This is a genomic window from Streptomyces cavernicola (genome assembly GCF_029968035.1).
GTDB classification, from domain to species: Bacteria; Actinomycetota; Actinomycetes; order Streptomycetales; family Streptomycetaceae; genus Streptomyces; species Streptomyces cavernicola.
On sequence record NZ_JASCIQ010000024.1, the window covers coordinates 92,828 to 107,235 of the forward strand.

The 14,408-nt window shown below is 71.6% G+C and carries 11 protein-coding genes; 4 read left to right on the forward strand and 7 right to left on the reverse strand.

Annotated features, from left to right (window positions below; genetic code table 11):
- Positions 1 to 18 precede the first annotated feature (18 nt).
- From QIS96_RS22625 to QIS96_RS22635, 3 genes are all read left to right on the forward strand, one after another.
- Positions 19 to 1,464 (forward strand): uracil-xanthine permease family protein, encoded by a 1,446-nt coding sequence (locus QIS96_RS22625; RefSeq protein WP_282544524.1) that lies wholly within the window; start codon positions 19 to 21, stop codon positions 1,462 to 1,464.
- A gap of 136 nt (positions 1,465 to 1,600) precedes the next feature.
- The gene (locus tag QIS96_RS22630; RefSeq protein ID WP_282544525.1) at positions 1,601 to 2,284 is read left to right on the forward strand and encodes a DUF5995 family protein; all 684 of its coding nucleotides are present in this window, start codon (positions 1,601 to 1,603) and stop codon (positions 2,282 to 2,284) included.
- 103 nt (positions 2,285 to 2,387) lie between these two features.
- Entirely contained in the window at positions 2,388 to 3,320 is a 933-nt protein-coding gene (locus tag QIS96_RS22635; RefSeq protein WP_282544526.1) for an LLM class F420-dependent oxidoreductase, read from the forward strand.
- 50 nt (positions 3,321 to 3,370) lie between these two features.
- Here QIS96_RS22635 and QIS96_RS22640 read toward each other — a convergent pair whose 3' ends face one another.
- From QIS96_RS22640 to QIS96_RS22670, 7 genes are all read right to left on the reverse strand, one after another.
- Entirely contained in the window at positions 3,371 to 5,065 is a 1,695-nt protein-coding gene (locus QIS96_RS22640) for a flavin monoamine oxidase family protein (protein ID WP_282544527.1), read from the reverse strand.
- 61 nt (positions 5,066 to 5,126) lie between these two features.
- Positions 5,127 to 5,930, reverse strand: coding sequence for a carbon-nitrogen hydrolase family protein (locus tag QIS96_RS22645; protein WP_282544528.1), 804 nt, complete (start codon positions 5,928 to 5,930; stop codon positions 5,127 to 5,129).
- Positions 5,931 to 7,058: 1,128 nt separating this feature from the next.
- The gene (locus tag QIS96_RS22650) at positions 7,059 to 7,511 is read right to left on the reverse strand and encodes an Lrp/AsnC family transcriptional regulator (protein WP_282544529.1); all 453 of its coding nucleotides are present in this window, start codon (positions 7,509 to 7,511) and stop codon (positions 7,059 to 7,061) included.
- 10 nt (positions 7,512 to 7,521) lie between these two features.
- Complete coding sequence (locus QIS96_RS22655; RefSeq protein ID WP_282544530.1) at positions 7,522 to 9,021, reverse strand: amino acid permease; 1,500 nt, start codon at positions 9,019 to 9,021, stop codon at positions 7,522 to 7,524.
- Between the two features lie 343 nt (positions 9,022 to 9,364).
- Positions 9,365 to 10,807, reverse strand: a complete 1,443-nt coding sequence (locus tag QIS96_RS22660) for a GuaB1 family IMP dehydrogenase-related protein (RefSeq protein ID WP_282544531.1) — start codon at positions 10,805 to 10,807, stop codon at positions 9,365 to 9,367.
- A gap of 170 nt (positions 10,808 to 10,977) precedes the next feature.
- Positions 10,978 to 11,319 carry a barstar family protein gene (locus tag QIS96_RS22665; protein ID WP_282544532.1) on the reverse strand — a complete coding sequence of 114 codons (342 nt, stop codon included), beginning with the start codon at positions 11,317 to 11,319 and terminating at the stop codon, positions 10,978 to 10,980.
- A complete protein-coding gene (locus QIS96_RS22670; protein ID WP_282544533.1) occupies positions 11,316 to 11,726 on the reverse strand; it encodes a ribonuclease domain-containing protein in 411 nt (136 codons plus the stop codon). The genes QIS96_RS22665 and QIS96_RS22670 overlap by 4 nt, the downstream gene beginning before the upstream one ends.
- Before the next feature lie 999 nt (positions 11,727 to 12,725).
- Between QIS96_RS22670 and QIS96_RS22675 the strand changes: the two genes are divergently transcribed.
- Entirely contained in the window at positions 12,726 to 14,282 is a 1,557-nt protein-coding gene (locus QIS96_RS22675) for an ATP-dependent DNA ligase (protein WP_282544534.1), read from the forward strand.
- Positions 14,283 to 14,408: the final 126 nt, after the last annotated feature.

Below are 14,408 nucleotides of genomic sequence, written 5' to 3' on the forward strand. Positions count from 1 at the left end.
AGAAAGTGAATTCCGGCCATGAACCTCGGCGTCCGCTGGTCACTCCACGGCGATGGCCGCACCCCCGCACCCGGCGCCGTGGTCCGCCCCGACGAGCGGCTCTCCTGGCCGCGCACGGTCGGGCTCGGGGCGCAGCACGTGGTCGCGATGTTCGGTGCGTCGTTCGTGGCGCCCGTCCTGATGGGGCTCGACCCCAATCTGGCGATCATGATGTCCGGCGTCTCCACGGTCATCTTCCTGCTCGCGACCCGCGGCACCGTCCCGTCGTACCTGGGCTGTTCGCTGTCGTTCGTGGGCGTGGCCGCGGTGATCCGGGCGCAGGGCGGGTCGAGCGCGAGCGTCACCGGTGCGGTGTTCGTGGTCGGCGCGGTCCTGTTCCTGGCGGGCCTGGCCGTGCAGAAGTTCGGGGCGCGGATCATCCACGCCACGATGCCGCCGATCGTCACGGGCGCCGTGGTGATGCTGATCGGCTTCAACCTGGCCCCGGTCACGGCCACCACGTACTGGCCGCAGGACCAGTGGACCGCGCTGCTCGTGATGCTCTTCACCGGCCTGGCCGTGGTCTGCCTGCGCGGCTTCTTCTCCCGGATCGCGATCTTCCTGGGCCTGATCTTCGGGTACGGGATCTCCTGGCTCTTCGACCGGATCTTCGGCAAGATCCACTCCCCGGCGGGCGGCGCCGAGGCCGTCGACCACTGGCGGCTCGACCTGTCCGGCGTCGGCAAGGCCGACTGGTTCGGGCTTCCGTCCTTCCACGCGCCGAGCTTCGAGTGGTCCGCGATCCTCGTGGCGCTGCCCGTCGTGATCGCCCTGATCGCCGAGAACGCGGGGCATGTGAAGGCCGTCGGCGAGATGACCGGCGACAACCTGGACTCCAAGCTCGGCACCGCGATCTCCGCCGACGGCGTCGGCTCGATGCTGTCCACCGCGGTCGGCGGCCCGCCCAACACCACGTACTCCGAGAACATCGGCGTGATGGCCGCGACCCGCGTCTACTCCACGGCCGCGTACTGGGCCGCCGCCGGCTTCGCGCTCCTCTTCGGCCTGTGCCCGAAGTTCGGCGCGGTCGTGGCGGCCATCCCGGGCGGCGTCCTCGGCGGCATCACCGTGATCCTGTACGGGATGATCGGCCTGCTGGGCGCGCAGATCTGGATCAACGCCAAGGTGGACCTGCGCAATCCGCTGAACCTGGTGCCGGCGGCCGCGGGCATCATCATCGGCGTCGGCAACGTGTCCATGAAGTTCACCGACACGTTCGAGCTGAGCGGTATCGCGCTCGGCACCCTCGTCGTCATCACCGGCTACCACGCGCTGCGCGCCATGGCCCCGGCCCACCTCAAGACGCAGGAGCCGCTGCTCGACGAGGGCACGTCGCGGTACGACACGGACGCGGACGCGGACGCGGGCGCAGACATGAGCACGGGCACGGGCACGGGCGCCGACGGGAACGCGTCCAAGAAGTAGCCCGCCCCGTTTCGTCACGCACAGTTCCGTCCCGTACGAGGTCCAAACCCGGGATTCCGGCCGGTCGTTACCCCGTTTCGGGGAAGCTCGCGTCTCGGTCGGCCGTGGTTCCGGCTCGGCCTGTCACGCTGCGTGCATGGCGCTGACGGGACAGATCGGGACCGTGACGGTCGAGGCGCGGCCCGGGGCCGCCGGGGCGGACCGGGTGCTCGCGCAGACGCGGGCCCCGGACGCGGACCGGCCGCACCCGGACGGGGCCGCCGTGTTCCACCGCGCCTACCTGGCGGTGGCCGGGGAACCCGCCGCCCCCACCGCCTCCGCGCTCGAAACCCGCCTGGCCGAGCGGTACTTCGCGGCCCGCGAGACGGTCCGCGGCGGCCATCGGCCCCCGGCCGCCTGGCGCCCGCTGTTCCAGTTCCGGCGCCACCCCGGCGTACGGCCGCTGCAGTTCGGGCTCGCCGGGATCAACGCGCACGTCGGGCACGACCTGCCGCTCGCCGTCGTCGACGCCTGCCTCGCCCTGGGCTGCGAACCGGCCGCCGTGGAGGGCGAGTTCGAGCGCGTCGGGGACCGGCTGCTCGCCCTGGAGGAGCGGATCGTCGAGGACCTCGCGCCGGGCCCCGACCTGCTGCACGTGACCGATCCGCTCGCGCATCTGCTCGGCGTCTGGTCCCTGGAGCGGGCCAGGGACACGGCCTGGTCGGCGGCGCGGGTGCTCTGGTCGCTGCGTGAACTGCCCGATCTCGCCGCCGAGTTCAGCCGGCGCACCGACGCCGGCGTGGGCCTCGTCGGCCGCTGTCTGCTGACCCCCTGGCGCTGACCGCCCGCGAAGCGTTAGCTGTACGGGACACCGGCCGCCCCGCCGGGCCGACGGTCCGGAACCGCGGGCCGGCCGCCCCGGGACCGTACAGGAGGCGCAGCAGATGGCGACCAGGCTTGGACTCGGCCTTCCGCAGATGAGGCAGTACGACATCGGACGCGACGTCCCCGCGGTGGCGAAGGCCGCGGAAGAGATCGGGTACGAGAGCCTGTGGGTCTTCGAGCGGGTGCTGTTCCCGACCCCCGTGACCCAGGGCCTGTACGGGATCGACGGGCTGCCGTGGCCCGAACAGTACCGCTCGGTGGCCGATCCGCTGGTCTCCCTGACGCTCGCCGCAGCCGCCACCGAACGGGCCAGGCTCGGCACCAGCGTCCTGGTCGCACCGCTGCACCTCCCCTTCCAACTCGCCCGTACGCTCGGCACGTTGGACGCGGTGAGCGGCGGCCGCGTCGTCGCCGGGCTCGGCACCGGCTGGTCCCACGACGAGTACGCGGCGCAGGGCCTGGCCCCCTTCGAGCGGCGCGGCGCCGTCCTCGACGAGACGCTCGACGTGTGCCGGGCGGTGTGGGGCCCCGACCCGGTCGCGTACGAGGGCGAGTGGACCCGGATCGCGCCCTCGGCGGTCGGCCCGAAGCCGGCCCGGCCGATCCCCGTGCACCTGCCCGCGAACGGGCCGCGCTCCGCCCGCCGCCTGGTCGAGCGGGCGGACGGCTGGATGCCCGTCGCGATGGGGGCCAGCCAACTGGCCGAGTCCTGGAAGCAGTTGCAGGACCTGGCCGCCACGACCGGCCGCGAGCGCCCCATCGCGGTGACGGTGCGCGCGAACGCGACGTACAGCCCCGAGCCCTACGAGGGTGACGGGCGGCGGCCGTTCCAGGGCAGCGTCGAGCAGATCGTCGAGGATCTCGCGGCGCATGTGGAGGCCACCGGGATCGAGGAGTTCTTCCTCGAACTACAGGGGCAGACCCGCGACGCGCAGGAGCTGACGGACGTCGCGGCGGCGGTGTACGAGGCGGCGCGGGCGGCGGGCGTCTGAGACCCATCTGAGACCCGGGGGAGGGGCGAAGCCCCTCCCCCGGTCCCCCGTCAGTCCTCCGGCAGCTCGACCGGAGCGATCTCGTCGTACACGTCGCCCGGACCGGGGTTGGTCGCGTCCGTCGCGCCGCCGAACTGGTGCATGACGCCCCACACGGCGTTGAGCGCGGTGGTGACGGCACCCTCGGCCCAGCCGGCCGTCCAGGAGATGTCGTCGCCGGCGAGGTAGATGCCGCGCTTCTCCTCGGGCAGGCGGTCCTGCATGAAGTGGGTGAACAGGCGGCGCTGGTAGCGGTAGTGGCCCGGCAGGTTCGCCTTGAACGCGCCCATGAAGTAGGGCTCGTTCTCCCAGGACACGGTCACCGGGTTGCCGATGATGTGCTTGCGGATGTCGACGTTCGGATAGATCTCGCCGAGCGACTTCAGCATGACGTCCATCCGCTCGTTCGCGGACAGCGGCAGCCACTTCAGGCTGTCGTCGCACCACGTGTACGAGAGGCAGATGACGGCGGGCTTGTCCGGGCCGTCGTCGAGGAGGTAGGTGCCGCGGGTCATCCGGTCGGTGAGCGTCATCGACATGACGTCACGCCCGGTGACCTCGTCCTTGTCCAGCCAGAACGGCCGATCGACGGGCACGAAGAGCTTGGAGCTCTCCATGTAGTGGGTGCGCTCGATGGCGGTCCAGTGGTCGATCGGGAAGAGCGAGTCGTCGCACTCGATCTTCGAGAGCAGCATCCAGGACTGCGCGGTGAAGATCGCCGCCCGGTACGTACGGATGTCGCCGGAGGCGTCCGTGACGGTGATGCGGTTGCCGGCGGTGCGGTGCAGCCGGGTCACGGCCGGGCGCGGGGCGCCGTCGTGCAGGGAGGACAGGGAGGTCCCCTGCGCCCAGTGCACGATCTTCTGCGGCTCGCGCTCCCAGAGCCGGAGCGGGAGCTGCTGGCTGCCGCCGACGATGCCGCGGTGGTGGTCGTCCGCCTCGGTGTAGACGACGCGGAGGATCTCCAGGATGGAGTTGGGGAAGTCGGTGTCCCAGCCGCCGGTGCCGAAGCCGACCTGGCCGAAGATCTCGCGGTGCCGGAACGACTTGAACGCCTCGGACTCGCAGAGGAAGCCGTAGAAGGTCTGGTTGTCGAGCTTCTCGACAAGCTTCGACCAGATCTCCCGGATCCGCGGAACATCGCGTTCCCTGAGGGCGCGGTTCATGTCGGAGAAGTCGGCGCCCTCCTCCAGGCAGGCGTTCCAGGCGTGCATGACGTCCCGGTACACCTGCGGCAGGTCGTCGACGGTCTCCGCGTAGTGCGACTCGCCCTTGAGGTCGACGACGGTCGACGGGGTGTCGGGCGCGAGCGGGTTCGGGAACGGCTTGGTGGTCAGGCCCACCAGGTCGATGTAGTGCTGCAGCGCGGTGGAGGACGGCGGGAACCGCATGGCGCCCATCTCGGCGGTCAGGTCGGTGTCCGTACCTGGGAAGTCCACGGTCCGCAGCCGCCCGCCGATCTGGTCGGCCTCGTACACGACGGGCTTCAGGCCCATCTTCATCAGCTCGTACGCGGCGACGATGCCGGAGAGCCCGCCACCGATGACGGCGACCTCCTGGCCGTGCTCGGTCGCGGGTATCTGGCCGAGCCCGGCGGCGTGCCCGAGGAAGTCGTCGTACGCGAAGGGGAAGTCCGGCCCGAACATGGTGATCGGCGGCTGCTGCACGTCGGTGTGCTGGACGGCGTTGGGCACCGTGGACGTCATGGGGTGGGGACTCCTTGCTGCGGTACTGAAAGTGGTTCGGGGAGGGGTGCCTGCGCGCGCGTCAGCGGGCGAGGGGGGCGTACAGGCCGGGGCGGCGGTCCCGCAGATACGCGTTGCCGGCGCGCGACTCGGCCAGGAACTCGGGGTCGACGTCGCCGAACACCAGCTCCTCGCCACGCCCGGCCCGCGCCTTGGCGATGCCGTCGGGCCCGGCGAGCGTGGACAGCCCGACGAACTCGAACTCCCCTTCCGGGCCGGTCCTGTTGACGTACGCCACGTACATCTGGCTCTCGAAGGCGCGCACCGGCACGAGGGACTCGGCGACGAACTGGAACGGGTGCATCTGCGCCGTCGGCACGAGCAGCAGGTCGGTCCCGGCGAGGGCGTGCGCCCGTACGTTCTCCGGGAACTCCACGTCGTAGCAGATCAGCGCGCCGATACGGAGGCCGCCGAGCTCGGCCTGGACGACGGGGGTGTCGCCGGGCGTGAAGTGGTCCTGCTCGAAGCAGCCGAAGAGGTGGGTCTTGCGGTAGTTGAGCAGGGGCGTGCCGTCGGGGCCGATGGCCTGCGCGGAGTTGAACACGCGCTGCCCGTCGCGCTCCGGGTAGCCGTAGAACACGGCGAGGCCGTGGCGGGCGGCGATCTTCGCGATCGCCTCGGCGGAGGGGCCGTCGGCGGGCTCGGCGAGCCGAGGGATGTCGTCGCCGATCGCGTACCCCGTCAGGTACATCTCGGGGGCGACGAGCAGCCCGGCCCCCGCATCGGCGGCCCGGCCGGCAGCCTCCTCCAGGATGCGCAGATTCTGCGCGACGTCACCGGGCCGTCCAGAGCTCTGGAGCAGGGCGGTGCGCAGCGGCGACGACATGGGCAGACCTCGGCGGTACGAAGGGGTTGCGGGGACGCATTGACGTTACGGTCGCCGGGGTCGCACGGACAAGGCGCGTCCGTTGCGAGCTGTCGGGGTATCTGTTGCGCGGTTGCCGCCAAGCCCGGCGATTCGTTGCGCAAGGCCTCGTCTTTCCCCTCCCCACCCCTTCCCGAAAGACTGCCGTCGGCACCGGGGGCCAGCCCCCGGACCCCCGCTCCTCAAACGCCGGAGAGGCTGTCTTTTAGGGGCGCGGGGAACTGCGCGACCAGCCACGACGACGGGCCAGCCGAAAGGCAACGGGGACCTGGGGCGCAGCCCCGAAGCGGGGGACTGGGCAGAACCCCGAAGCGAGCCCCCGGGAACGGCAGCCCCGAGACCGAGACGCAAGGGCACAGCCCCAAAGCAAGGCCCGGGAGCAGCAGCCCCAGAACGACAGCCCGGAGCGCAGCCCCAAAACGGGCCCCCGGGAACGGCAGCCCCGAGACCGAGACGCGAGAGCGCAGCCCCAAAGCAAGGCCCAGGGACAGCAGCCCCAGAACGGCAGCCCCGAAGCGGGCCCCCGGGAGCGGCAGCCCCGAGATCGAGACGCAAGGGCACAGCCCCAAAGCAAGGCCCAGGAGCGGCAGCCCCAGAACGACAGCCCGGAGCGCAGCCCCAAAGCGAGCCCCCGGGAACGGCAGCCCCGAGATCGAGACGCAAGGGCACAGCCCCAAAGCAAGGCCCAGGGACAGCAGCCCCAGAACGGCAGCCCGGGGCAGCAGTCCCAAAATGAGACCCCAGGGACAGCAGCCCCAGGACGGCGGCCCGGGGCGGCAGCCCCAAAGCAAGGCCCAGGGGCGGCAGCCCCGGAACGGAAGCAGGGGCGCAGCCCCGGAACGGGGGCGGGGCGACAGCCCCGAGCGGGGGCGGGGCGACAGCCCCGAAGCGGGGGCGGGGGCGCAGCCCCGGGGCTGTCCGCAGGACTTTCGGGAAGGGGCGGGGAGGGGAGAAGAAAGCCCCCACAGGAAGCAGCCCGACAGGGGCGAGGGGCCGGCAGAAGCGAAGCGCCAGACAGGGGCGAGCGGGCCCAGGGGGCGAAGGGCCCAGGGGGCGAAGGGCCCGGGGGGGGCGAAGGGCCCGGGGGCCCTACGTAGGCGCCCCCGAGGAAAACCTCCGCATCAGCGGCGAAAGCACCAACACAGACTTGGTCCGCTCAACAAAATGCTCCCCGGCGATCCGCTCAAGCACCCGCTCGAAGTGCCGCATGTCGGAGGCGAAGACCTGGACGATCGCGTCCGCCTCACCGGTGACGGTGGAGGCGGCCGCGATCTCCGGGTACCGCTCGAGGCCCCGCTTGATGGCCTCGGGCGAGGTGTTCCGCCGGCAGTAGATCTCGATGAACCCCTCGGTCTCCCACCCCAGCGCCGCCGGGTCCACCCGGACGGTGAATCCGGTGATGGCCCCGGTGGCCCGCAGCCGGTCCACGCGGCGTTTCACGGCCGGCGCGGACAGGCCGACGATCTGGCCGATGTCCGCGAAGGAGCGGCGGGCGTCCTCGGCGAGGGCGTGCACGATCCGTTCATCGAGTTCGTTCAGCACGGCGGGCGGTTCACTTCTCTTGACCTGATTCCTTGACGGCCGCGACAGAGTCGTCCGCACCCTGTGTCTGCAGGCGGGAGCGGCGCTGGCCGTACCCGAAGTAGATCACGAGGCCGACGGCCATCCACACGCCGAAGACGACCCAGGTGATCGCGTCGAGGCTGAACATCATCCACACGCAGAAGCCGAAGCCCACCAGCGGGAAGAGCGGCGAGAGCGGCACCCGGAAGGTGCGCTTCATCTCGGGCCGGGTGCGGCGCAGCACGATGACGGCGATGTTGACCAGGGCGAAGGCGAAGAGCGTACCGATGCTGGTGGCGTTGGCCAGCTCGCCGAGCGGGATGGCCGCGGCGAGCACACCGCAGAACAGCGAGACGACCACAGTGTTCACCCGCGGCGTGCCGGTGCGCGGGCTGACCTTGGAGAACGTCTTGGGCACGAGGCCGTCGCGGGACATCGCGAAGAGGATGCGGGTCTGGCCGTAGAGCACGGTCAGGACGACGCTGGCGATGGCGATGACGGCGCCGGCGGCGAGGACGGTGCCCCAGAACGGCTGCCCGGTGACGTCCTTCATGATCCCGGCGAGCGCGGCCTCGGAGTCGGTGAAGCCCTTCCAGGGGCGGGCGCCGACGGCGACGGCGGCGACGAGGACGTACAGCGCGGTGACGATGACGAGCGACAGCATGATCGCGCGCGGCAGGTCCCGCTGCGGGTTCTTGGCCTCCTCACCTGCGGTGGAGGCGGCGTCGAAGCCGATGTACGAGAAGAACAGGGTGGCGCCCGCGGCGCTGACTCCGGCCATGCCGAGCGGCATGAAGTCGGCGTAGTTGCCGGACTTGAAGCCCTGGATGCCGATGGCGCAGAACAGCAGCAGTGCCGCGATCTTCACGACGACCATGATCGTGTTGGCGCGCGCCGACTCCTTGGCGCCGCCGAGCAGGAACGCCATGGCGAGCAGGACCACGATCAGCGCGGGCAGGTTGAATATCCCGCCGTCGCCGGGCGGCGCGGAGAACATGTCAGGGATCGTCCAGCCGATCGTGCCGGCGAGCAGCTCGTTGAGGTACTCGCCCCAGCCGACGGCGACGGCCGCGACGGAGACGCCGTACTCCAGGACGAGGCACCAGCCGCAGACCCAGGCGACGAGCTCGCCCATCGTTGCGTACGCATACGAGTACGAGGAGCCGGAGACCGGGATCGTGCCCGCCAGTTCCGCGTACGAGAGGGCGGAGAAGAGGGCCGTGAGGCCGGCGATCACGAAGGAGATCGTGACGGCGGGACCGGCGGCGGGCACGGCCTCGCCGAGGACGACGAAGATGCCGGTGCCGAGGGTCGCGCCGATGCTGATCATCGTCAGCTGCCACATGGAGAGCGAGCGCTTCAGCGTGCCGCCCTCACCCTTGCCACCCTCGGCGACCAGGAGTTCTACGGGCTTGCGACGCATCAGCCGGCCCATCTGGCCGGGCCGCTGCGGCGCTTGCGTCGGCGGGGCTGCGCCTTGGTCGAGCACGGGGGGCTCCTTGATCGCTGCGAGGAGGACGGCAGCGACCGCGGCGGTGCCCGCAGCGGGGCGACCACCGAGCAGGCGGTCACCGCCAGACGAAGTACAGCGGATGACATTAGGGCGAACGGCTTCACTTGCGTAATGAAGCAACCTTGCGCATACGGGCAAGATCCTTGCGTACCCCGGAAAAATACGGGAGTTCGTTGCACATCAGCTTTCGGTCGCCGGAAGAAGGTGACCATTCCCACATCGTGGACACCCTCGGGAACGCGCACGGCCCCGACCGTCCGAAGACGATCGGGGCCGTGCGAAAGCCGTTCTACGAGGCCTTCCAGGAGGCCTTACGAGGTCACTGCCAGCTGGCGTGCAGCGGCTTGCCCTCCGCGTAGCCGGCGGCGGACTGGATGCCGACGACGGCGTTCGCCTCGAACTCGGCGAGGGAGCCCGCGCCCGCGTAGGTGCAGGAGGAGCGGACGCCCGCGATGATCGAGTCGATCAGGTCCTCGACGCCGGGGCGGGCCGGGTCGAGGAACATCCGCGAGGTCGAGATGCCCTCCTCGAAGAGCGCCTTGCGGGCCCGGTCGTACGCCGACTCGTCGCTGGTGCGGTTGCGCACGGCGCGGGCCGAGGCCATGCCGAAGGACTCCTTGTACTGCCGCCCGTTGGCGTCCTGCTGGAGGTCGCCCGGGGACTCGTACGTCCCGGCGAACCAGGAGCCGATCATGACGTTGGACGCACCGGCGGCGAGCGCCATGGCGACGTCGCGCGGGTGCCGGACGCCGCCGTCGGCCCAGACGTGCTTGCCGTACTTCTTCGCCTCGGCGGCGCATTCCAGGACGGCGGAGAACTGCGGGCGGCCGACGCCGGTCATCATGCGCGTGGTGCACATGGCGCCGGGGCCCACGCCGACCTTGATGATGTCGGCGCCGGCGTCGATGAGGTCCTTGACGCCCTCGGCGGCGACGATGTTGCCCGCGACGATCGGCACCTGCGGGTCGAGCGCGCGCACCTTGCGGATGGCCTCGATCATCGACTCCTGGTGGCCGTGGGCCGTGTCGATGACGAGGGTGTCCACGCCGGCGTCGAGCAGCTGCTGCGCCTTGCCCGCCACATCGCCGTTGATGCCGACGGCGGCGGCGATGCGGAGCTTGTTGTTGCCGTCCACGGCCGGGGTGTAGAGCGTGGCGCGCAGGGCGCCCTTGCGGGTGAGGATGCCGACGAGGCGGCCGTCCTGGTCCACGGCGGGGGCGACCTTGCGGTGGCCTGCGTCCAGCTTGTTGAAGGCCTCGCGCGGGTCGATGTCGGCGTCGATGAGCAGCAGCTCCTTCGACATGACCTCGGAGAGCTGGGTGAAGCGGTCGACGCCGTTCAGGTCGGACTCGGTGACGACGCCGACGGGGCGGTGGTCCGCGTCGACGACGACTCCGGCGCCGTGCGCACGCTTGTGGATCAGCGACAGGGCGTCGGCGACGGTCTGCGTCGGGGCGAGCGTGATCGGGGTGTCCAGGACGTGGTGCCGGGTCTTGACCCAGGAGATGACCTCGGTGACGACCTCGATCGGGATGTCCTGGGGGATGACGACGAGGCCGCCGCGGCGGGCCACGGTCTCGGCCATGCGGCGTCCGGCGATCGCGGTCATGTTGGCGACGACCAGCGGGATCGTGGTCCCCGTGCCGTCCGGGGCGGAGAGGTCGACGCCCTGCCGGGAACCCACGGCGGAGCGGCTCGGCACCATGAACACATCGTCGTACGTGAGGTCGTACGGCGGCTTGATGTCGTTGAGGAAGCGCACGTGCTGAACATCCCAGTCGTTCGGAGTTGACCCTCGGGCAGGTCAGCCGAGGAAAACGCACGTACTTCATTCTCCCATGACGCACCGTTTCCACTCCCCGGACAGATCCTCCAGGGCACGAGGGGAACGGCCGTCTGATCCTCCAAACCACCCCCCGCCCGAGGCGTCAGTCAGCGGCCGGCCGGCTCCAGGGTGAGCAGCACGCTGAGCCGCTCCCCCGCGGACTCGGTGAGCACGTCCTGCGCGACGGCCCACTCCTCGGGTCTCGCGGCCGCGTACTGCTGCCAGCCGCGGACCACGAGGAGCGTGCCGCGCGGGAGTTCGGAGAGGGAGTCGGCGAGCGCGTCCCAGTTCCGCCCGAACCAGTTGGGCAGGTCCAGGTCGCGGGCGCAGCGCTCCATGAACGCGGCCTTGTCGGTGACGCCGCCGAGCGCGAGGACCACGGCGGGCAGTTCGGCCGTACGGGCGGCGCCGAGCAGGGTGGCGAGGGGGCCCGGGGTGTGCTCCGTCATCGCAGGACCGCCTTGAAGGTCTGGTAGTGGTCGTCGGTGTAGTAGATCTCGCCGTCCCTGCCGGTGACCAGCCGCCGGGCGCCGCGGTCACTCTCGCCGGGGGTGCGGACGGTGTACTCGCGGTAGTGCCCGCGCGGCTGCTTCGGCAGCTCCCCCTCGAAGTTCCCGAAGGCGCTGCCGTCCTTCTCGTACGGGAAGGGCCCGCCGTCGTCGATCAGCCGCAACGTCTCGCGGGCCTGCGCGGGCAGGGCGTCGGCGCGTACGGTCGCCATGCCGCGGGCCCAGTCGGGGGTGGCGGCGACCGAGACTCCGCCACCGCCTCCGCCTCCGCCGCACCCGCTGAGCAGCAGCAGCCCGAGGCAGACGAGAACCACTGCGAGCGGCCGGTACCGCCGAGGCGCAACCATGCGCAGATGCTGCCACACCGCCTGGGCCTGGGCCCGCTGCGCTCTTCCCCACCCCGCCCCTTCCCGAACTCCTCGCCGGACACCCCGGGGGCTGCCCCCAGGCGGCCCCGGGGGGACCCCCAGGCCCCCGACTCGGGGCTCCCCCCGACCCGACCCGGGGCTCCGCCCCAGACCCCGGCCGTCTTTTCGACTGCCGCACCATCGTGGCGGGTCGCGCAGTTCCCCGCGCCCCTCAATAACCCACCCACCCCAACTCGGGGCTGCGCCCGGACCCCGGCCGTCATTCGGCTGCCGCGCCGTCGTGGCCGCTCGCGCAGTTCCCCGCGCCCCTCAAAAACCCACCCACCCCGGCAAACTCAGCCCCTCCCACCTTCTCCGCGAACGCCTTCAGAGCTCCGCCCCAGACCCCGGCCGTCACTTCGACCGCCGCACCGTCGTGGCCGCTCGCGCAGTTCCCCGCGCCCCTGTCGGGGCACGTGAATCCAGCCCCAGCCCGCAAATTCCAGCCCCTCCGGCGTTTGAGGAGCGGGGGTCCGGGGGCTGGCCCCCGAAACGGGGTCCGGGGCGCAGCCCCGTGGTGGGGTCCAGGGGCAGCAACCCCGAAGCGGGGGCCAGGGCAGAGCCCGTGGTGAGGTCCAGTGGCAGCAGCCCCAAGGCGGGGGCCGGTGCGGAGCCCCGAAGCGGGTTCCAGGGGCAGCAATCCCAAGGCGGGGGCCAGGGCGGAGCCCCGAAGCAAGGGGCCGGGGCGGCAGCCCCAAAGCGGGGTTCAGAGGCGGCAGCCCCCAAGCGGGGTTCAGAGGCGGCAGCCCCCAAGCGGGGCCCAGGGGCGGCAGCCCCCAAGCGGGGGGCCGGGGGCGGCAGCCCCGAAGCAGGGGTCCGGGGGCGGCAGTCCCCGGGGCTGTCCGCTGAGGACTTTTGGGAAGGGGCGGGGAGGGGATAAAAAAGGCCGGCGCCCGAGTCAACAGTGCGGGCCGGGACCACCTGGGTGACCATGAATTCATGCTGCTCGCCGACCTGGCCAAAACCTCCCGGGAGCTGACCGCCACCACCTCCCGTACCCAAAAGCGGGCCCTCCTCGCGGAGCTGTTCGGCGGAATGACCCCGGACGAGGCGCCCCTGGTCGTCAGCTATCTCTCCGGCCGGCTCCCGCAGCGCAAGATCAACGTCGGTTGGACCGCGTTCAAGGACCCCCCTCCCCCGGCCGTGACCCCCACCATCGAGGTTCAACACCTGCACGAGACCTTCGACCGCATCGCCGCCGTGGCAGGCAAGGGCGCGCAGGCCGAGCGGAAGCGCCTGCTGCACGACCTGCTCGACGCGGCCACGGAGGACGAACAGCGGTTCCTCTTCGGCCTGTTGGGCGGCGAGCTGCGCCAGGGCGCGTTGGACGCGCTCGCCGTGGAAGGCATGGCCGCGGCGACCGGAGTGGAGCCCGAGGCGGTGCGCCGCGCCGTGATGCTCGCGGGCCGGCTCGACGTGGTGGCCCGCCAGCTGGTCGCCGAGGGGGCGGCGGCGCTCGACGCGTTCCGCCTCGACGTGGGCCGCCCGGTCCTGCCGATGCTGGCGAAGACGGCGCAGGACGTCGACGAGGCCCTGGACGTGCTCGGCCCGTGCGCGGTCGAGGAGAAGCTGGACGGCATCCGCGTACAGGTGCACCGCGCCGGCGACGACGTACGGATCTTCACCCGTACGCTGGACGAGATCACCGCCAGACTCCCCGAAGTGACTGCGGCGGCAAGGGAGTTGGCATCCACGAGGGCGGTCCTCGACGGGGAGGTGATCGCCCTCGACGAGACGGGGCGGCCGCGCTCGTTCCAGGACATCGCGGGGCGCGTCGGCTCCCGCCTCGACGTCGAGGGCGCGCAGGCCTCGCTCCCGCTGTACCCGGTCTTCTTCGACCTCCTCTCCGTGGACGGCCGCGACCTGCTCGACCTGCCCGCCCGCGAGCGGCACGCCGAGCTGGCCCGGATCGCGCCGGAGCCGCGCCGGGTGCGCCGCTTCGTGGTCGAGGACCCGGCCGATCCCGAACTCCGGTCCGGGGCGAGGGAGTTCGCCGAGCAGGCGCTCGCGCGCGGGCACGAGGGCGTGGTCGTCAAGGGTCTGGACGCCCCGTACAGCGCGGGCCGCCGAGGCGCCTCCTGGGTCAAGGTGAAGCCGGTGCACACCCTCGACCTGGTGGTCCTCGCCGCGGAGTGGGGGCACGGGCGGCGCACCGGCAAGCTGTCCAACCTGCATCTGGGGGCGCGCCGCGCGGACGGCACGTTCGCGATGCTCGGCAAGACCTTCAAGGGCCTCACCGACGCCCTCCTCGACTGGCAGACCCGCCGCCTCCAGGAACTCGCCGTACGGGACGAGAACGCGAGCGACGACGAGTCCGGATGGGTCGTACGGGTGCGGCCCGAGCTGGTCGTGGAGGTGGCCTTCGACGGGGTGCAGCGCTCCTCGCGCTACCCGGAGGGCGTCACACTGCGGTTCGCCCGCGTCGTCCGCTACCGCGAGGACAAGCCGGCGGCCGAGGCCGACACCGTGGAGACGGTCGTAGGGCTGCTGCACTGAGCCCCCCTCGGAACGGAGCACGATTTCAGGTGAACCAGCCGCAGTGTCAAGGGAGTTGGGGGTACGGGACCGGGCGGGCCGACACGCCCGACCGGACCAGTGGGCGTGCCCGTGGGCCCGAAGCCG